General features: G+C 57.7%; 14 protein-coding genes. 7 read left to right on the forward strand and 7 right to left on the reverse strand.

The features are described from left to right. Positions 1 to 836 precede the first annotated feature (836 nt). Together argS and rsfS are read right to left on the reverse strand one after the other, a co-directional pair. Positions 837 to 2,825, reverse strand: a complete 1,989-nt coding sequence (gene argS, locus HFP54_RS23225; protein ID WP_168566985.1) for an arginine--tRNA ligase — start codon at positions 2,823 to 2,825, stop codon at positions 837 to 839. Positions 2,826 to 2,831: 6 nt separating this feature from the next. Continuing rightward, positions 2,832 to 3,470 (reverse strand): ribosome silencing factor, encoded by a 639-nt coding sequence (gene rsfS, locus HFP54_RS23230; protein WP_235952248.1) that lies wholly within the window; start codon positions 3,468 to 3,470, stop codon positions 2,832 to 2,834. Between the two features lie 210 nt (positions 3,471 to 3,680). Between rsfS and bcp the strand changes: the two genes are divergently transcribed. After that, positions 3,681 to 4,154 (forward strand): thioredoxin-dependent thiol peroxidase, encoded by a 474-nt coding sequence (gene bcp / locus HFP54_RS23235; RefSeq protein WP_146413491.1) that lies wholly within the window; start codon positions 3,681 to 3,683, stop codon positions 4,152 to 4,154. Here bcp and tilS read toward each other — a convergent pair. Then, a complete protein-coding gene (gene tilS / locus HFP54_RS23240) occupies positions 4,138 to 5,223 on the reverse strand; it encodes a tRNA lysidine(34) synthetase TilS (RefSeq protein WP_168566986.1) in 1,086 nt (361 codons plus the stop codon). The genes bcp and tilS overlap by 17 nt on opposite strands. Before the next feature lie 320 nt (positions 5,224 to 5,543). On the opposite strand from tilS, the gene rny reads away from it, so the two are divergent. From rny to HFP54_RS23255, 3 genes are all read left to right on the forward strand, one after another. Then, positions 5,544 to 7,112, forward strand: a complete 1,569-nt coding sequence (gene rny / locus HFP54_RS23245; RefSeq protein ID WP_146413489.1) for a ribonuclease Y — start codon at positions 5,544 to 5,546, stop codon at positions 7,110 to 7,112. A gap of 139 nt (positions 7,113 to 7,251) precedes the next feature. Beyond that, positions 7,252 to 8,208: an alpha/beta hydrolase gene (locus tag HFP54_RS23250; protein ID WP_146413488.1), complete on the forward strand. Its 957-nt coding sequence runs from the start codon at positions 7,252 to 7,254 to the stop codon at positions 8,206 to 8,208. Positions 8,209 to 8,404: 196 nt separating this feature from the next. Further along, on the forward strand, positions 8,405 to 9,160 hold the full coding sequence (locus tag HFP54_RS23255; protein WP_168566988.1) for an apolipoprotein acyltransferase: 756 nt from the start codon (positions 8,405 to 8,407) through the stop codon (positions 9,158 to 9,160). 26 nt (positions 9,161 to 9,186) lie between these two features. On the opposite strand, the gene HFP54_RS23260 is transcribed toward HFP54_RS23255, so the two are convergent. Next, the gene (locus HFP54_RS23260) at positions 9,187 to 10,533 is read right to left on the reverse strand and encodes a Gfo/Idh/MocA family protein (RefSeq protein ID WP_168566989.1); all 1,347 of its coding nucleotides are present in this window, start codon (positions 10,531 to 10,533) and stop codon (positions 9,187 to 9,189) included. 224 nt (positions 10,534 to 10,757) lie between these two features. Here HFP54_RS23260 and HFP54_RS23265 point away from each other — a divergent pair, with 224 nt between their 5' ends. The 3 genes from HFP54_RS23265 (at position 10,758) to HFP54_RS23275 (ending at position 13,622) form a co-directional block, all read left to right on the forward strand. Next, positions 10,758 to 12,188 (forward strand): L,D-transpeptidase family protein, encoded by a 1,431-nt coding sequence (locus HFP54_RS23265; protein ID WP_315853963.1) that lies wholly within the window; start codon positions 10,758 to 10,760, stop codon positions 12,186 to 12,188. 174 nt (positions 12,189 to 12,362) lie between these two features. Then, positions 12,363 to 12,926, forward strand: a complete 564-nt coding sequence (pyrE, locus tag HFP54_RS23270; RefSeq protein WP_146413485.1) for an orotate phosphoribosyltransferase — start codon at positions 12,363 to 12,365, stop codon at positions 12,924 to 12,926. A gap of 27 nt (positions 12,927 to 12,953) precedes the next feature. Then, complete coding sequence (locus tag HFP54_RS23275) at positions 12,954 to 13,622, forward strand: DUF8091 domain-containing protein (RefSeq protein WP_146413484.1); 669 nt, start codon at positions 12,954 to 12,956, stop codon at positions 13,620 to 13,622. Positions 13,623 to 13,847: 225 nt separating this feature from the next. On the opposite strand, the gene HFP54_RS23280 is transcribed toward HFP54_RS23275, so the two are convergent. From HFP54_RS23280 to HFP54_RS23290, 3 genes are all read right to left on the reverse strand, one after another. Continuing rightward, positions 13,848 to 15,935: a M13 family metallopeptidase gene (locus HFP54_RS23280; RefSeq protein WP_168566990.1), complete on the reverse strand. Its 2,088-nt coding sequence runs from the start codon at positions 15,933 to 15,935 to the stop codon at positions 13,848 to 13,850. 136 nt (positions 15,936 to 16,071) lie between these two features. Beyond that, the gene (locus tag HFP54_RS23285) at positions 16,072 to 16,521 is read right to left on the reverse strand and encodes a hypothetical protein (RefSeq protein WP_168566991.1); all 450 of its coding nucleotides are present in this window, start codon (positions 16,519 to 16,521) and stop codon (positions 16,072 to 16,074) included. Beyond that, a complete protein-coding gene (locus tag HFP54_RS23290; RefSeq protein ID WP_315853964.1) occupies positions 16,518 to 17,933 on the reverse strand; it encodes a TIGR01777 family oxidoreductase in 1,416 nt (471 codons plus the stop codon). Before HFP54_RS23290 ends, HFP54_RS23285 begins: the two co-directional genes overlap by 4 nt. Positions 17,934 to 18,042: the final 109 nt, after the last annotated feature.

Raw genomic sequence — 18,042 nt, forward strand, 5'->3', positions numbered from 1 at the left:
GAATCCGTATCGTCCGACCCCTCATTGACCGAATGAGATTCCCCGAGTCGATCTTGCGCCAAATGGCTGCCTGACCTGTGAGTTTTGAAGTTGCGTTTTATCCGGGGCATTGGATTCTTGGTAACCCGAAGCGTGAGCGAGGCGATGTCCACATCCTTTTTCCCTCGCTCACGCGTCGGGATACCAGAAAGGTGCAACCTCAAAAGTCAGGCGTCGGGCCTTACCGGTCAATCATCGGAACCCGCGGCTAGCGCCCTGCGGCTCACAAAGTCGCCCTACCCCGTGAGCCGTGACGCGTTAGCGGCCGGGCCGTTCCGGAAAACCGACCGAACCCGCGGCTAGCGCCCTGCGGCTCACCCATCATTGTCGTACGCCGTGAAAGCAGCGTCCGAACCCTCATTGATCGAATGCGATTCCCCGAGCCGATCTTGCGCCAAATGGCTGCCTGACCTGTGAGTTTTGAAGTTGCGTTTTATCCGGGGCATTGGATTCTTGGTAACCCGAAGCGTGAGCGAGGCGATGTCCACATCCTTTTTCCCTCGCTCACGCGTCGGGATACCAGAAAGGTGCAACCTCAAAAGTCAGGCGTCGGGCCTTACCGGTCAATCATCGGAACCCGCGGCTAGCGCCCTGCGGCTCACAAAGTCGCCCTACCCCGTGAGCCGTGACGCGTTAGCGGCCGGGCCGTTCCGGAAAACCGACCGAACCCGCGGCTAGCGCCCTGCGGCTCACCCATCATTGTCGTACGCCGTGAAAGTGGCGTCCGAACGCTTATCGAATTCATGCCATTCCCACAGAATCCAATCGCCTAGGACCGCACGAAAAAAGCGGCGGAATCACATGCGGTCAGCGACGCCGATTCCCAACAATTCCAAGCCTTTACGCAGCAGGCGTCCACACAAAACGACCAGCACCAAACGGGTGGCACGCATCTGGTCGGTTTCCGCCTTCAAGACGGGACAAGTGTCGTTGAAGACGGCGTAGGCTCGAGCGGTTTCAAATAAATAATCGGTCAACTGATTGGGTGCATAATCCTCGTAAACCGAAACCAACGCTTCTTCGAATTGCAACAAACGAAGCGCCAGTGCACGTTCTTGTGGCTGGCTGAACACCAACTCGGTCTTCGAAGCCAACGCGACGACGGCTTCTTCATCCATCTCCGCGCGCCGCAAAATGCTTTGGGTTCGGGCGTACGAATACTGGATGTAAGTCGCCGTGTTGCCATCCAATGCGACCATCTTGTCCAAGTTGAATTGGTAATCGCTGGTCCGGTGGTGACTGAGGTCCGCGAATTTAATGGCACCGATCCCCACCGTTTCGGCCACCGACTGTTGTTCGTCGGCGGTCATGGGCGGATCCATCCGCTGTAACCTCTCGGGATCACAGACGACCGCTTGGGCACGGGCGACCGCATCGTCCAGCAGACTTTCCAGCCCGATCAGGGTGCCGCTGCGTGTTTTCAAGGGGCGACCGTCGGCCCCCAACACGGTGCCGAAATTCACGTGCACCAGACGGACGTCTTCCATCCCCATTCGTCGCGCGACGGCGAACAGTTTATCGAAGTGCTCGGATTGTCTTGTATCAACGACGTACAAAATTTCGTCCGGCGCGAATTCTTCGCGTCGATATTGCAGAGTCGCCAGATCGGTGGTCGCGTACAGGAATGCCCCATCCTTCTTGCGAATGATCATGGGGGCGTCAAACTGGTCCAAGAAGACACAGATCGCGCCTTCGCTTTCCGTCGCGATGCCATCACGACTTAATTGATCCACCACGCCCGGCAGACGGTCGTGATAGAAGCTTTCGCCCAACGTGTGATCGAACTGCACGTCCAGTCGGTCATAAATGCGATCGATTTCGTCACGACAGTAGGGCAAGAACTTCGTCCACAAGTCCAGGTTTTCCTGGTCCCCTTCGTGCAACTTGGCGGTTTCCGACAAACACCGCTGGGCGATGTCGGGATACTGTTGGCTGATTTTCAACAGGTCTTCATCGGTCTGCACTGCATCCATCTTGGCATTCATCGCGGCCACCGAATCACGGGCGGATTGCAGTCGCTTTTTCGCCGCCGACAGATTTTTTTTCAGCGATTTGACGGCCTTCGCGTCATCACCGGCCGATTCGATCTTTCCGGTCAGCTCTTCGATCAGACTTTCGGCGTCATGAACCGATTGCTTGGCGGCTGGCAACTGGTTGCAAGCCTTTTGATACTCGCTGATCTGATTGACCAGCCGGTACAGCTTGGCCAATTCGGGAACCGGGTTTTTGGCCACGGTGTCGGGATCACCAAAGTTCTTGTAACCGAAGATGATGATTCCGAATTGGGTGCCCCAATCACCCAAATGATTATCGGTGATCGTGTGATGTCCCAAGAAGTTCAGGACGCGTGCCAGAGCATCTCCGATCACAGTGCTGCGGATGTGCCCCACGTGCATGGGCTTGGCGACGTTGGGCGATGAAAAGTCGATGATGACCTTACGCGGCTGGTCGGCCACCGCCACGCCACAGCGGTCGTCCTGGGTCATCTGGGCGACGCGATCCAAAATCCAAGAGTCACGGATTTTCAGATTGATAAACCCAGGCCCCGCAACCTCGGGCGTTTCACACAGATCACTGACGCTGAGCGCGTCGACCATTTGGGCGGCAAGTTCGCGCGGGTTGGTACCGCCGACCTTCTTGGCCAACGGCATCGCGGCGTTGCACTGATAATCGCCGAACTTGGGATCATTGGTGGGGCGGATCATCCCTGAATACTGTCCGGGATCGTCCACGTGTTGCCGGATCACTTCATGGAACCGGCGTTGCAGTTCACGGGGCAGGTGCATCGCGAGTCAATCTTTCGATTCAGATGGTGGCGTCATTTCCGTGCCGTCGGGCCGCAGATCCAAGTCTTCGCATCGCAAGCACTTGGCATCGGCCCATAACGATTCCAGGTCGTAATACTGGCGGGTGTCTTCATCGAACAGGTGAATGACGACGTTGCCGTAATCCAATACGATCCAGCTGCTTTCCTGATAGCCTTCGATGCCCATTCGCAGGTCACCGAGATCTTTCTGCAGAACGTCGTCGATCTGTTCGCTGATCGCATGCAATTGCCGGCGGCTGGTCCCCGTCGCGACGACGAAGAAATCAAATTCCGCGGACTGTCCCGACACGTCCAAGACCAATGCATCGTCGGCCTTGTTTTCCAGTGCGACTTTCATCGCCGCGCGGGCCAATTTGCGACTGCCGTCCAGCCCCAAAGGCCGGATGGCCCAAGAATCGGTCGTCATCCATTGGTTGGCAGACACCGGTTTGGACTTTTGTTGTCCCGTATCGCCATCGCCACTGGCGTCCGTTTGGGGCGTCAATTCGGGTCCGTCGTTCGAAGGCGTTTCGGATTCGGTCACGAAAACTGCTTCAATTCGTAAAAAGGGGATCGACGATGCCGGGCCGGGATCATTCTCGGTCGTCACGGTCTCGGTCGTCATGGGGATGGGCACTGCGCGATGACGGATTCCATGGGATGTCCGATGGACAGGCCGCCCGGCAGGGTGCACGATCCGAGGGAACGCGCCGCGGCACCATTGTCAGGCTGTAAAACTGCCGCGAGACCCGTTTTTATCAGATCGTGACCGTAATGATTAGCGGTCCAAACCTCCGTCGACCCCATAACTGCAGCAAATTAGGAACCAAACACCATGGCTGACTGGATCGAAGCCGGTACGAAAGCCCCCGCGTTCACATTGCCCGACGCCGACGGCGATAAGGTCAAACTGTCCGATCTGAAGGGCCAGCCGGTCGTCGTGTACTTCTATCCCAAAGACGATACGCCGGGCTGTACCAAGGAAGCGTGTGCGTTTCGCGACCGTTACGGGGAACTGACCGACCTGGGCGTGCAATTGCTGGGCGTCAGCGGTGACACGGCCGAAAGCCACCAGGATTTTCGAGACAAATACAACCTGCCTTTTCCATTGCTGGTCGACAAGGATCACAAGATGTCGGAAAAGTACGGTGCGTATCGCGAGAAAAACATGTACGGCAAAAAGTCGATGGGCATCCAACGGTCGACCTTTTTGATCGACGCCGACGGTAAAGTGGCCAAAGTGTGGAAACGGGTTCGCGTCGATGGGCACGACGATCAAGTGATCGAAGCGGTCAAGGCGCTGGCCTGATCAACCGAATACGCTCACCGGATCGCAAAAGTCGAACCGAACCGGGCAACATCACGGTGGCCGATGCGGGCACGACGGTGTCTCGGGCAGTGGGCTTTTCGGTTCGCGCAACAGCGTCGCCCAGTCGGACATGTTGGTCGATCGTTGTCCAGTGCGTCGCTTTCATGCCGCCGCGAGGCCAAAGCAACTGGTCCCAGGATTGTTGGACCGCCATCACGACGACGGCCTTCGCGGGTGGATCGCCGGCGTCGATTTCGATGGTCGGTCCGTCGGGCGTCGCCGGAAGGCATCGGATCGCTCGGTCTGACCATCGCTGGGCCGACTCGTCGATGACTTCCCGCCAAGATTCCAGCGTGGCTGCGGCGCGAAGAATGGCGTCGTCGCTTTGCGGAAACCGCTGACGCAAAACCGGCAGGACGTCGTGTCGGATCCAGTTTCGTGTGTATTCGGTTCCCTGGTTGCTGGCGTCTTCGCGCCATGACTGGCCGATCTCCGACAGGGCTTGGCGAATTTGACTGCGGTGCAGATCCAGTAGCGGCCGTGCGATGACGAAATCGTTGCGTTCGGGCGTGTGACCGAGTGGCCGAAAGGCGGGCAGAGAGCACAGACCGGCCGGTCCGCTGCCGCGTAACAAATGGTGCAAAAACGTTTCCACGCGATCATCGCGGGTGTGCCCCAGCGCGACGTATCGGGCTCCGGTGTCGGATGCGACGCGATGAAAGAAGTCCAAGCGTTGGTCGCGCAGGGCTGATTCGTCGGACACACTTTCGCCAGGCCTCGCCTGAATTGACCGCAGCGTCAAACCCAGCTTGTTCGCCAAGTCCGACACAAATTCCGCGTCGCCACACGATGCGTCGCCGCGAAGACCGTGGTTGAAGTGTGCGATGACCAAGAACCCGGAACCGTCGGTCTGTCGCAGGATCGTGTGCAAGGCCAACAGCAATGCGACGCTGTCGCCACCACCGCTGCAACCGACCACCACGCCCGTGTCGGTCCAACGTGAGGCCGGCCAACGCTGCCCGATGCCGGCCAACAGGCGGTCCCAGTGATTCTGTGGCGGGGGGGACATCGACGTTTCGATCGGACGGCTGGACATATCGAAATCATGGCCACGGTCGCTGCGGGCGACAATCACCGCCGCGACGGGAACCGTTGATGGCCACCCATTCCGCCTGACCGGTTCATTCCCCGCACGACGGATGCTTTTCCGCATGCGGGTCTGGCGGGGCGAGGCGACGGTGATACCGCCGGTGGACAAATACCGCTACCATGGCAACTTTCAGCGAGCCGTCCTTAGGCGGTCGCTTTTGACATAGAAAGGTCACTACGGGCTTCGATTCCGGCAACGAGATTCAACGTCCCTGACCCAGCAAGACGCGCGTTGGCGACATGACTGCCGAGACAGCTCAATTCATCCTTTACTGCCTCTTCTTTTTCTTCTTGGGCGTGGCCGCCGTGTTGGCGGTGGCCCAGCGGATGTACGCTCGATTCCAACAACGCTTGGAAACACAGGCGAAAGAAACCAAAGAAGCCGCCAGACGGGAAGCGGAAGTCGAGCGGAACCGGATCATCGTTGACGCCAAAGAACAAGCGTTGCAGTTGCGTCGCGATGCCGAACAGGACTTGGCCGCCGAACGTGCCCAACAACACAAGCTGATCAGCAAGCTGGAACGCCGCGAAGAACTGTTGGCCACCCAGGAAGAAAGTCTGATCAAACAACAGCGCGGTTTGGAACACAGTCAAAACGTGTTGACCAAAAAAACGCGTGACTTGGATCAACAACGCGAACTGTTGCAACAACGCATCGACGAACAGGCCCAGGTGTTGGAAAAGGCCAGCGGGCTTTCGCGGGCCGAGGCGACGAATCAATTATTGGATTCGTTGCGAGATGAACTTCAAAGCGAAGTCGGTGCGACGCTTCTGAAACATCAAAAAATATTGCAGCAGCGAGTCGAACAACAAAGTCGTGAGATGTTGTTGACCGCGATCCAGCGTTTCGCGTCGGCACACACCGCCGAATCCACGACCAGCACCGTCGACGTCCCGACGGATGACATGAAAGGACGAATCATCGGTCGCGAAGGTCGAAACATTCGTGCGTTCGAAAAGAAGACCGGCGTGGATTTGATCATCGATGACACGCCGGGTGTGGTCATCGTCAGCGCGTTTGATCCGGTGCGTCGCGAGATCGCGCGGGCATCACTGGAAAAGCTGATCACCGACGGACGGATTCACCCGTCGAAGATCGAAGAAACGGTCGATGCGACGGAGAAGGAAATCGATTCCTTCATCGAACGCAAAGGCATCGAAGCAGCCGATGAAGTCAACGTCAGCGGGCTGCATCAACGCGTGATCAAGATGCTGGGCCGATTGCATTTTCGGACCAGCTACAGCCAGAACGTTTTACGTCACAGTGTCGAAGTCGCCTTCATCAGCGGGCTGTTGGCCGAAATGATCGGACTGGACGGCGACCTCGGACGCCGCGCAGGACTGCTGCACGACATTGGCAAAGCGGCGGACCACGAACTGGAAGGCGGCCACCCCAAAATCGGTGGCGATCTGTTGGCAAGGTCGGGGGAATGCGATGTCGTCGTCCACGCGGCTCGTGGACACCATGATGAAATCGTGACCGAATATCCGTATACGATGCTGGTAGCGACCGCGGATGCCTGCAGCGCCAGTCGCCCCGGGGCTCGCCGTGAATCGCTGGAGCGGTATGTCAAACGGATGGAAGAACTGGAAGCGATCGCCAAGCGGTTCGACGGCGTTCATCAGGCTTTCGCCATCAGTGCCGGTCGAGAGCTTCGTGTCTTGGTCAACAGCGAAAACACCGATGATCAACACGCCGCCGTGATCTGTCGCGAGATCGCGAAAGCGTTTGAACAGGAATTGACGTACCCGGGTGAAATCAAGGTCACCGTGGTGCGTGAATCCCACTTCATCGAAGTCGCCAGGTAAACGCTGGATCGAAATCATACGCCGTCGGTCTTGCTTGATGCCGGGTCGCATCGACGGAAAGGATGTGAAGCGGTGACCGTCGGTGGTTAGAATGAACATTGATCATTCGAACCGACCGAATCTTCTGGCGATTCCAATCATGCTTTCAAGCTTGTCTTTTCAAATTTTGTCACGACGAACGGGCCTGTTGTTGTTGGCGGCCGCGTCATTGATCGTTGGTCTGCCGTCCAGTGCGTCGGCCCAAGAAACACGTCCGGGGCGACAGCGCCGAACGGCAAAGCCGGCGGAACCAGAACCACGCACCGTGACCCTGACCACTCGCGACGGCGTGAAGTTGCGTGCGATCTATCTGGAGTCGACGAAGAAGAAACAGGCGATCCCGATTCTGTTGATTCACGAATGGGGCGGGCAAGCCAGTCCATACTTGCCGATGGCCAAGTTTTATCAAAAGCAAGGTTTTGCGGTTTTGATCCCCGAGTACCGCGCCCACGGTGGCAGCCGGACTTATGTGGACCGCAGCGGCCGAGAAAGAGAGTTTGATCCTCAGCGGATGGGACGCTCCGACATGGAAGCGATCGTGTCGTCGGACTTGGAAGCCGCCAAGGGTTTCTTGAAGGACGAGAATAACGACGGCAAGCTGAACCTGAACGCTTTGGTGGTGATCGGCGTCGGCGAAGGCGCCATTTTTGGCGCGACCTGGACGCAACGCGACTGGGCCTTTCCCAGTGTCGGCCGCAAGAAACAGGGCCAAGACGTCAAAGCGGTGATCTATGTCAGCCCCAAAAAGACATTCAAAGGATTGGCGATCGACAAAGTGATTCGTGACCCTGCGATGATCCGTCTGCCAACGATGATCGTCGCCGGTTCGGGTTCGGACGATGCGAAAGAGGCGATGCGATTGGCCAAGCAAATCGAAGCCACCAAGAAACGCATCGGTCGTGGATCGGCGACCGGGTTGGTCCCGATGATGCAGTCCAACAGTTTATCGGGGCTGGCGTTGGCGACGCACGAACCGGTCGTCGCGGGGATGATGAAGTTCATCGGCGAATACGTGACGATCACCGACGAAATCAATGAATGGATCGAGCGTCAGTAGACGCTTCAGGTCGATCGATCACCGCCGGACCTGGTGCGACTTGATCGCGCCGCTACAGTAACCCGGTTTTCGCAGCCGACACCGTGGATGCCCCCATGACCGTCCATGCCCGCATGTTCTCGGGCCGTCTTGACGTCTGGCGAATCGGTTCCGGCGGCGCGCTTGATCCATCGACCTTCAACCAGGATTCACGTTCTTGATTCAACCGGCCGAATTGATCGAACGTTGTCGTGATGCCGCCAACATCATCGGCCAAGATGACGCCGGTGGTCCGGTGATGGACGGCCCGGACAGTCTGATCGGCTTTTTCCAACACTTTCGTCCCGACGGCACCGGCTTGGGCGACGTGTTTCGCGATCTTCCGGGCGGTGACGAAGTCCACGATCGGTTGGACCGTCTGTACGACGTTGCCGGACACAACCAACGGCCCGACGGACGTCGTGATTTGTACTTTGTCGTTCGTCGTCCGGATCCGATTCCCGCGGAAATCGTTTCCAAGGCGGGGCGTGACTGGCTGCGTGGTTTGCGTGCTCTTGCCGCGATCACGGGCGACGATATCACGGCCGCCGCATTGGATCCAATGCCGGAGATTCGCGTTTTGGAAGGGGCACCGCCCAAGCACCCCAAAGACGATGTGAATCGCAGCGAATTGTTGAAGGTCTTTCAGGATCGCGTCGGCCAGTTGACGGGTCGAATCGAAATGCCCCACGCGGGCTTGGCGGAAACGTTGCGTCCCGCTTTCTACTTCATCAATTGCGACGCGATGCTGCGAGACTATTTGATGTGGCCGCTTTATCGCGAAGTCGTCCGTGATCAAGCGGGCGACGGGAACGACCAGGATGCGATCGCACTGGTCGACCCGTTCAGTCCCTACTTTGTGCTTTGGCGGCACGGGGTGAAGTACCGCATCATGCGAAAAGACACGGTCGATTTCTACATCCCGCGCCGCTAGACGTGCGGCGTTGCTGCGGTGGGCGATCAGACCAGTTTGGTCTTGCCCGGGATCGCGTGACTGGATTCACGCGACGCCGACAAATCGATTTCGTCGGGGAACAGTTGCAACGTTGATTCTTTGGTCACAAAGTCCCAAGTGGCGTATTGTCCGCTGTACGCCGCCATCCGACCCATCACGGCCGTCAGCGAACTGGCGGCGGTTTCCGCAAATTCGACGATCGGGTCACCGGCACGAATCGACTGAACCAAGTCTTTGTGTTCCTGTTCATACGCGGCACCGATGTCACCCTTCATCGACCAAATTTCATTGCCGTCTTTGTCCTTCAGCCACGCGCCGCCGTTGCCGCCCAAGATTTGCGCGGTGCCTTCGGATCCATAGATCTTGGTTCCGGTTTCGCCTTTGGCACCGGGGATTTGTCGGCATTTGAAACTGATGAAACGGTCGCCGGGATAGCGATAGTCGATCGACATGCTGTCCCACATTTCGCTGTCTTCCGGTCGAGTGAACCGGCCGCCACCGCCGAATGCGGATTCCGGCGGGCCTTGCATCAGCCAATTCATCAGGTCGATGTTGTGCACCGCTTGTTCGGTGATTTGGTCACCGGACAACCAGATGAAGTGCATCCAGTTGTAGATTTGGTATTCGGTGTCCGACATTCCGTCGCGGCGATTGCGGTACCAGATGCCGTTGCTGCAGTAGCGGCTGGTCGCACCGATGATGTCGCCGATTTCACCCGCGTGCAGTCGACGGATCGCTTCGACATAGTTGACCTGGCGACGATACTGGGTACCCGTGACGATCGCGGTCTTGTTGGCGATCGCCTTCTGGTGCGCTTTCAAACAAACGCGGTATCCGGCCGGGTCGACGCACGTGGGCTTTTCCGCGAACACATGCTTGCCGGCGTCGACGGCATCCATCACGTGTTGCGGACGGAAGCCGGGCGGAGTGGTGAAGATGACAAGGTCGACGCTCTCGTCGTCCAAGATTCTTTTGTACGCATCCAAACCGGTGTACAGCGACTGGTCGGTGATCTTGACCTTCTTCTCGTAGCGTTTGGCCATTTGGTCCCGCAGTCGCGCGGGCTTTTCTTCGTCGATGTCGGCGATCGCCACCAGTTCAACGTTCGGGTTGATCGTCAACGTATTGTTGACCGCGCCGCCGCCACGTCCGCCCGCTCCGACCAACGCGATTCGAACCGCTTCGGTTGGCGACTGAGGGTTTTGGCCCAATACTTGGGTGTGTACCCCCGATGTTGCGGCGACGGCCCCTGCCGCGGCGCCGGCGGTCGACAAGAATTGACGACGATTTGCAGCAGGTTGCACCGGAGCGGCTTCGGAAGCTGTGGTTTTCTGAGTCTTGTTCGAATTCATGGAAGTTTTTTCGCTGAAGAACAAACGGGCGTGGCGAACCTCATGACGAGATCATTGCGACGGCGAAGATCACGCAGAAGATTGCTAAATCTTAACCGCCGCGGTCAGTTTAGCGAATCTGACCGAGCGCATTCCAATTGATCTAGAACCCAGCGGGGGGAACCTGCTAAAGCCTACGAAGCTGCTTTTAGTTCTCGCTCCGACAGCGGTCACGGAGGACCGTCGTGCAAACGCTGAAGACATCCGCCATCGTCGTTTTACTGGTCACGGTCATGTACGCTGCGTACGTGTCGCTGACGACGCCACCTCAAACGGCCGGCCCCGCAATGGACGAACTCGTCCGTGCCACCGAAGAATTCGGCATCGACGTCGGCATGCCCGGCGATCTGGACATCAGTCTGGGCGATGAAATGGGCGATTTTGACACCGGTACCGCGTTCGCATCGGGCGATCCGATGATGGCCGACGGTGGGGCAATGCCGCCCGCCGGAGTGCCCCAAACCGGGGTAACCGGCAGTATCGACGATCAATCCTCCAGTCTGCTGGGCGATGGCGGTGGTGCCATCCACGGCGACATCTCCGACCAGTACGCGGATTTGGGCGGCCCGTCATCGTCCACCCCCGAGATGGATTTGCCTGACACCGGTGGCCAAACCGCCGACATTCAAATCAGCGGAACCGAGCAGTTTGATTCGACCGGCAGTGACGACTTCAACATGCCTTCGGCCGAACTCGCCGGCGCCGTCTTCGATGGCACCGACAGCGGATGGAATCAACAAGTCAGTGCTCAGTCCGACCTTCCGACCAACGTACCCGCCGAAAACGATGGCTCTGCAGTCGACGCACTGGGTAGCAATTCACCGACGTTCGCCGACGATGGTCAAGGCAGCATTCGTGAAAACCCGCTGTTTGATTCCGCCGAAGTTGCCAAGGATTCATCGCAATCGTCCAGCTCGGATTTCGGATTGGCAAACGCGGTTCACATGGCTGACCAGCAGTACGCCAGCGATCAAAAGAAGCAAGCGTTGGCGACACTCAGTTTGTTCTTTGAAAAACCGGGCCTGTCCGATGCCGATCGCGAAGTACTGCTAAGCCGACTGGACCCGTTGGCTCGCGAAGTCGTCTATTCGACCAAGCATTTGTTGGAACAGCCCCACCGCGTCGGGCAAAACGAAACCCTGATGCAAGTCGCCGCGAAGTACGAGATTCCTTGGCAGTTGTTGGCGAACATCAATGGCATCGACGATCCGATCACCGTGTTGCCGGGAACAGATCTGAAGGTCTTGCGTGGTCCGTTTCGTGCAACAGTCGACTTGGAACGCAACGAGATGACGTTGTTCTTGGGCGACCTTTATGCGGGGCGATTCCCGATCGCCATCGGCAGTGATCCATCGCCACGCGAAGGCACGTTCACCGTGTTGGACAAACAATCAGCACGCACCTATTACGATGCCGCGGGATCGCCGATTCCGCCCGGCAGCCCCAACAATCCCTACGGCAGCATGTGGATGGACTTGGGTGGTCAGCTTTGCATTCACGGCAGCCCCGACAGCAACAGTCCGACCGATAAAGGTTGCATCAGCGTGGCCGGTCGATTTGCCGGCGACTTGTTCGGCATCCTGTCACAGGGCAGCAGCGTGACGATCCGACGTTAGGCGTCGACGCGTTCGGGATGACGGCATTTCAAACACGCCCAAGGCACGTCCACTGTTGTCATCTGACGCCGATCATTACGCTTGGCGTGTTCGCGGGGGAAAGGACCTGCGAGCCGTGGCGACGCACCGCCGCGACCGATCGCATCCATTCACCGACCTGACTGATTGACCACAATGAACGTCCCTTACGACCGCGACGCTTTGTTGGCCCTGCTGCAATCGGAGTCTTTGCAGCGCGGCGAATTCACCTTGGCCAGCGGCAAAAAGGCCAGCTATTACTTGGATTGCCGCAAGATCACCTTGCATCCGAAGGGTGCAACGTTGATCGCCGCCGGCATGCTGGACGTGATGAAGCAGTCCGGTCCGTTGCCCGACGCCGTCGGTGGCATGGCCATCGGTGCCGATCCCATCACCGCATCGATCGTGACCGTTGCCGGTCTGGAATCGTTGCCGCTAAAAGGCTTCATGGTTCGCAAAGAAGCCAAGGAACATGGCACTGGAAAACAAGTCGAAGGCCCGGTTCAGCCGGGTCAGTCGGTGGTGATCGTCGAAGACGTGATCACGACCGGTGGCAGTGCGATTCGCGCCGTCCAAGCCGCACGCGAGTTCGGATTGGATGTGAAGTACGTGATCGGCATCATCGACCGTTTGGCCGGTGGTAGCGAAGCATTTGCCAAAGTCGATCTGGAACTAAAAACCTTATGCACGATCCGCGATTTCGGCATCGAACCGGAATAGGCTGGCATCGTCCCAGCGTGGTCATGGATGGAAACGACGCTACACCGCCAGTTGAAAGAACTGTACGCCGGTTCGCCGCACGAAATTGAAATGCGGATCGGCCGCTATCGCATCGATGCCTTGCGCGGCGACGAACTGATCGAGGTCCAGTGTGCATCGCTGTCCGCGATCGGTCGCAAGATCGCGGACTTGGTCAAACGCCATCGTGTGCGAGTGGTCAAACCGGTGGTCCACCGGACGCGAATCTTGAAGTCCAAGAAAAAAGACGGGCCCATCACGTCGCGTCGGCTTAGCCCGAAAAAGGGCGGCCCGCTGGATCTGTTCGAAGACCTCATCTACTTCACGCGACTTTTCCCACATCCAAATCTGGTCATCGAAGCTCCCTGTGTCGACGTTCAACAGCTTCGTGTTCCGACCAAGGGCCGGCGTCGCCGCCGCCGGTGGAACACCGACTATGACGTTGCTGATGTGATGTTGGAATCAATCGGCGAATCGATTGAGCTTCGTCAGCGAGAGGATTTGTTGGCACTGGTCGGGTTGCCCGACGGCGGTGAAGCGTTCGACACCGCTGATTTAGCAAAACGAATCGATCGGCCGCGATGGGTGGCACAAAAGATCGCCTATGTGTTGCGACAAACCGGTGCAATCGAAGCCCACGGTCGGAAACGCAGCGGCATCCTGTACAAAGCCGCTTAGGACACCGCGTTTGTCCGCAAAGTCGCCTTTCGCTCTGCGAAACTAGCGTTCGAATCCCGCCGTGCATTGCGCCGAGCACGTTAGCGTCGGCGTCTCCCTGCAAAACAAGGGAACCCTTGGCTAGCGATGTCATGGCTTACCGAACGCTGCATTACCGACACGCCTATTTCACTCTGCAAAAGACGACGATGGCGAAGCACGGTCTGCTAAACACCCATCAGATCGTCACCAAATACGGACCCGGTCCTCCGGTGCAAGGTACAGTTCGTCATCCTTTTGGATGTCGAATGCGTCATACCAAGCGTCCATGTTTCGCACGATTCCGTTCACCCGATATTCGCTGGGACTGTGCGGGTCGGTGATCAGCCGCTTGCGTAACTCCGATTCGCGATACAGCCGCCGCCAGATCTGTGCCCACCCCAGAAAGAACCGCTGGTCACCAGTCAAACCGTCGATGACCGGCGCTTCTTTTCCGTCAAGTGACAAGCGGTACGCCTCATAGGCAACACTCAATCCGCCGAGATCACCGATGTTTTCGCCCAGCGTCAGCTTGCCGTTGACATTCATGTCGTCAAAGGGGGCAAAGCCGTCGTACTGAGTCGTCAAAACGGATGCACGGCGTTCAAATTCATCGCGATCATCCGGCGTCCACCACATCCGCAAGTTGCCATGTCCGTCGTACTTGCTGCCCTTGTCATCGAAGCCGTGCGAGATCTCATGCCCGATCACGGCACCGATGGCGCCATAGTTGACGGCATCATCGGCGGCCAAGTTAAAGAACGGGGGTTGTAGAATACCCGCCGGGAAAACGATCTCGTTCATCACCGGGTTGTAGTACGCGTTGATCGTTTGCGGCGTCATATGCCACTCGTTGCGATCGATCGGTCCGCCCAACTTGTCCAGTTCTCGCTGGTGTTCAAAACGCGATGCATCGATCAAATGCTTCGCCAAAGGGCCATCTTCGATTTTCAGCGACGAATAATCTTTCCATTTGTCCGGATAACCGATCTTCGTGGTGAACAAGTCCAGTTTCTGCTTGGCTTGTTTCTTTGTTCCATCGCCCATCCAATCCAGTTGATCAATCCGCTTTTCGAACGCGGCTTTCAGGTTGTCCACCAGCTCCGACATCCGACGCTTGGCACGCGGCGTGAAGTACTTTTCGACGTACAGTTGGCCGACGACTTCGCCCAAGACGCTGCCGGTTACACCGACCGCGCGTTTCCAAAGGGCTTCCTGTTGATCGATACCGCTGACGGCCGAATCGTGAAAGTCGAAGTGCCGTTTTTCCAGGGTTTCGGTCAGCGACGACGCGTACGCATCCACGGTGTGGAACTTCAAGTAGGCTTTCCACGCCGCCAGATCTTGTTGTTCAAAGAACTTGCCGAACGCCTGCAAGTAACTCGGCTGACGGACAACAAACTTGTCTTGCCCTTCGATCCCACAAGCCGATGCAAATGCCGGCCAATCGAACGAACCCAGCATTTGATTCAAATCGGCGGGGCTCGTTGCGTTGTAGGTCGCGTCGGGGTCGCGATTCTCCGTCTTTGTCCAGTGGTTTTCGGCGATCTGAGTTTCAATCTTGATCACCGCCGAAGCTTGTTCTACGTCACCTCCGCTGACCTTCAACAGATCCGCAATGTACTCGGACAATTGCTGACGCAACTTTTGATAGCGTTCGTTGTCTTCCAGGTAGTAGTCGCGATCGGGCAGGCTGAGTCCGGACTGCGTGACGTACACCGTGTAGGCGTCGCTGTTCTTTGCGTCCACCGAGACATACGGCGCAAACGGGCCATACACACCGGCGGTGACCAGTTTGCCCATGACGGCCGCCAACGAATCACGATCCTCCGCCGCATCGATGCTGTCGATCAATGATTGAATCGGCTGTAACCCGGCCTCGTTGCGTGCCGCGGTGTCCATCACGGCGTTGTACAGGTCACCGACCTTCTGCGCCGGCGTTCCCGGTTCAGCCTCTTTCCGTGCCGCGTTTTCGATCAGCACTCGCACACGTTGTCGTGTCCGGTCGCTCAAGACCGTGAAGATCCCGTAATCCGCTTTGTCGCCGGGAATTTTGGTGGAGTCCAACCACACTTGATTCGCATAGCGGTAAAAGTTGTCACCTGGGTCGACGTCCGCGGCGAACAGCGTCTTGTCGATCCCCGATTGTTTGGTTCGATTGGCCCTGGCTTGTCGACGCGGCGAATCGGCTGATTGCTGGGCTTGGACGCTGGGTACAATCGTCAATCCGATCCACAACGCGGCGGCGAGCCCCGAGATTCGGCGGCACGTGTCCTTGGTTAGACAAAACTTCATTCCCGCAATGCTCCCTATTTGAATGCGTCGGAAAGCGGATCCGGCAAAGGTCACTTTCGTCCCTACAGGCCTTTGAAATCACACCGGAAAAACCGCCGGCGTGCGACATATAACATGTCCGTCGGGCGACAACGAATCAATCCGCCGACAACAATCGGCTGACCAGATAGAAGGTCAAGACACCGCGAGCCGACCAGAGGACCGTGCGAATCCAGTTGCTGTGAACCAGGCGGCGACAAACGTCCGCGTCGAATCCACGTCCCAACTGATCATGACACGGCACCTGAATCGCCGCGGTGGACAACCAGATCAAGCCCACCATCACGAGTCCGACCCACAGCCAAAAGACACTCAACTGTGGCGGCGGGCGATAAACCAGATAAGCCGACGTTGCCAATTCAATCAGCATCGGGATGCCGACGACCGGCGTGATTCGTCGGGCATGATCCACTGCGTATCGTTGAAAATTCTGTTCGCCGACTTGGTCAAACATCGCATAGTGGACGATCTGTATGACCCAAATCAGGCCGACCATGTACCACGTCGACGCGACGTTCAATAAAACTGCCCACTGACCCGCGTTCATGCCGCTTGGACCGTTTTCTCGGAATTGGGATCCGATGTCGATGACGGCAATCGATGTTTGCCCAGACAGTAAGACAGTTGGTCCGTAAGATCCGTGAAACGGAATCGATATCCCGAATCGCTTAACCGTTTTGGGATGATTGCCGTGCTTGAAAGCAGCAACGCGTCGGCCATTTCGCCAAGACCGAGTCGCAGTGCGGCGGACGGCGCGGGAAACAGTGATGGACGTCCCAGCACACGACCAAGGATGGTGGCAAAATCGCGGTTGCGAATCGGTTCGGGCGAGACAAAATTGACCGGGCCACTGACGGAGTCGTTGGCGATGCTGTGATAAATCCCACCGAGGACATCGTCCAAGGCGATCCAGGAATAGAACTGATTGCCGCTACCCAACTTTCCGCCGCAAAACTTGGCCGGTGTCAGCATCTTTTCAAGCGCACCGCCCGCAGGCGAAAGAATCAAACCGAACCGAGCGTTCACGACACGAATGCCCGCTTCGACCGCAGGACGACAGGCGGATTCCCACTGACTTGCCACATCGGCCAAGAAGTCATCACCGGGCTCGCTATCCTCCGTCAATATTTCGTCGCCACGATCTCCGTAGATGCCGCTGGCCGACGCGCAAATCAACACCTTGGGTTTGTTCGTGCACTTGGCAAGCGTCTCGCAAAGATCGCGAGTCTTGTCGACACGTGAGCGACGGATTTGTTGCTTGACTTCGTCGGTCCAGCGGTCCGACGCGATCGGCTTTCCGGCCAAGTGAACCACGGCGTCGACCTGTTCGAACTTTTGCACCGCGTCATCGTCCGACCAGGCACCGATTTCGCTTTCATCGCTGGCTTTGTCTCGCACGATGTCACGGCAGTCATGACCGAGCAGCGTCATCATCGACGACAAAGCATCTCCCACCATCCCGGACGCACCGCTGATGGCAACTCGTTGTGGCGACAGTGGTGTACCAGCCGCCAATTCCAGATCGTCACGAGTCACGCGGTGGCGATACGCAAACATCGATTCAATTTTGCCTCGGGCGACACCGCCGCCGAGTGCATTGCCGATCGAACCCGCCGGAACGGTGTAAGTTACGTCGTCGATCAGGCGAGACGAATCTTGATCGTCCGCGACGAAGCGATGACGGTGTTCCCAACGGGCAAACGGGCCCGATTCTTGAACATCCGCAAACTCCGATGGCGGATCGTAGACGGTGTGTCTCGCGACCCACCGCAAAGGAACGCCAAACAATGACGTTTTCAGAACAACGCGACTGCCCGCTTGCAGAGTTCCGTCCGATTTCTCTACCGAGACGGATTCCCAGGGCGGCGTGAGACGCTGCAGACATCCGGGGCGTTCGTGATAGGCAAACGCCTGCTCCTGCGACACCGGCAACCGGCTTTCGGCAACATATCGAGTCACGACAGCTTGGCCCCAAGTTAAAAGGTGGCGGTTCTTACCGATCCGGCGACGGAAGTGTCTGACCAGCCGACGAAAACGCTACACGGCTGCGGACGAATTTTCCGGTGCA

Source organism: Crateriforma spongiae, from assembly GCF_012290005.1.
Classification (GTDB): domain Bacteria; phylum Planctomycetota; class Planctomycetia; order Pirellulales; family Pirellulaceae; genus Crateriforma; species Crateriforma spongiae.

Excerpts from the sequence above, each read along its gene's own strand:
- argS (WP_168566985.1), bottom strand. The coding sequence starts at position 2,825 with ATGCACCTGCCCCGTGAACTGCAACGCCGGTTCCATGAAGTGATCCGG.
- rsfS (WP_235952248.1), bottom strand. The coding sequence starts at position 3,470 with ATGACGACCGAGACCGTGACGACCGAGAATGATCCCGGCCCGGCATCG.
- bcp (WP_146413491.1), top strand. The coding sequence starts at position 3,681 with ATGGCTGACTGGATCGAAGCCGGTACGAAAGCCCCCGCGTTCACATTG.
- tilS (WP_168566986.1), bottom strand. The coding sequence starts at position 5,223 with ATGTCCCCCCCGCCACAGAATCACTGGGACCGCCTGTTGGCCGGCATC.
- rny (WP_146413489.1), top strand. The coding sequence starts at position 5,544 with ATGACTGCCGAGACAGCTCAATTCATCCTTTACTGCCTCTTCTTTTTC.
- HFP54_RS23250 (WP_146413488.1), top strand. The coding sequence starts at position 7,252 with ATGCTTTCAAGCTTGTCTTTTCAAATTTTGTCACGACGAACGGGCCTG.
- HFP54_RS23260 (WP_168566989.1), bottom strand. The coding sequence starts at position 10,533 with ATGAATTCGAACAAGACTCAGAAAACCACAGCTTCCGAAGCCGCTCCG.
- pyrE (WP_146413485.1), top strand. The coding sequence starts at position 12,363 with ATGAACGTCCCTTACGACCGCGACGCTTTGTTGGCCCTGCTGCAATCG.
- HFP54_RS23275 (WP_146413484.1), top strand. The coding sequence starts at position 12,954 with ATGGAAACGACGCTACACCGCCAGTTGAAAGAACTGTACGCCGGTTCG.
- HFP54_RS23280 (WP_168566990.1), bottom strand. The coding sequence starts at position 15,935 with ATGAAGTTTTGTCTAACCAAGGACACGTGCCGCCGAATCTCGGGGCTC.
- HFP54_RS23285 (WP_168566991.1), bottom strand. The coding sequence starts at position 16,521 with ATGAACGCGGGTCAGTGGGCAGTTTTATTGAACGTCGCGTCGACGTGG.